The 1,165-nt window shown below is 66.9% G+C and carries 2 pseudogenes; both read right to left on the reverse strand.

Features of this window, described 5'->3' with window-relative positions:
* Window positions 1-291: pseudogene (locus A9X03_RS04645) on the reverse strand (MFS transporter); the annotation flags it as partial.
* 398 nt (window positions 292-689) lie between these two features.
* Window positions 690-1,165, reverse strand: a pseudogene (locus A9X03_RS04650) (allophanate hydrolase subunit 2 family protein); the annotation flags it as partial.

Raw genomic sequence — 1,165 nt, forward strand, 5'->3', positions numbered from 1 at the left:
GGTCCAGTTGCGGCCGCCGAAGGCGGCGATGCCCAGCGTGTAGGGGATCCGGGCCAGGCCGCCGACCAGGGTTGCGACGGCGCCGAGCAGCAGCTTGTCACCGGCGGAGAAGCCGTAGACGTGCTCGGGCATGAACAGCGCCATGACGGGCCACAGCGTCCAGATCGAGAAGGCGACGTGATCGCCTGCGACGGTGCACAACAGGTTGCGGCGGGCGATCTTGGCGTTGCCGGCCTCCCAGGCAGCCGTGTCTTCCGGATTCCAGTCCGCGATGCGGTGATTGCGGGCCATCCGATTCTCACCTTTCGTCAACGATGAATCCGACTGTGCGCGTTGGGTTGACGGGGCGCCGCCGGCGCTCATGGTGCCGCGCAACCTGGCGTGCATAACTCTCCCTCTCGTCAGGCCCACTCACCGGCGCATTCGGCTTTATCCGCGCCAGGTGTCGTCGCTCACCGGCGCAGCGGGGGGAAATCTGGGCGCAGAGAATGAAGAGGCATGCCCCGCCGTGCATTTCGATGTTCACATTCGGGGCGGGAATGGGTCAACTCAAACGACCCGGAATCGCCTGTTAGTTGATTACCAGTTATCTGGTAAGTACCTGTAGGGCGTCAGGCCGCGAAATCACCGCCGATTAGCGGTGATTCGAGCCCGGCACGCGGCTCTGTGTGAGCTGGAATACATCACGGTCAGGAAAACGGCCAGCCGGCGCCGGCGGCCGGCGCCTGGGCGGCCACCAGCACCCTCGGGCGTGACCAGTGCAGGCGAACCGACTGCCCGGGACGCACCTGGGCGATCTTGTCGATGTCCTCGTCGATCACCACGCCGACCACCGGGTAACCTCCGGTCACCGGGTGGTCGGGGCCAAGAATCACGGGTAATCCGTTGGGCGGTACCTGAATTGCGCCACGCGTGGTGCCCTCGCTGGGCAGCTGCCGGTCCGGGTAACGGTACTGCAGGGGACGGCCGACCAATCGCATGCCCACGCGGTCGCTGCGGTCGGAGGCGACCCAATTGTTGTGCACCAGAGCATCGGGGTCGGCGAACCAATCGTCGCGCGGCCCGGGCACCACGCCCAGCTCGACCGCGTCGCCAGGGATCGCGGCCACCGGGGCCTGGTCGAGTTCGGGGTAGTCGCGGGTGTGCTCGCCGACGGGAAGCCGGT

Origin of the sequence: Mycobacterium sp. E1715, assembly GCF_001667625.1 — a bacterium.
Classification (GTDB): Bacteria; Actinomycetota; Actinomycetes; order Mycobacteriales; family Mycobacteriaceae; genus Mycobacterium.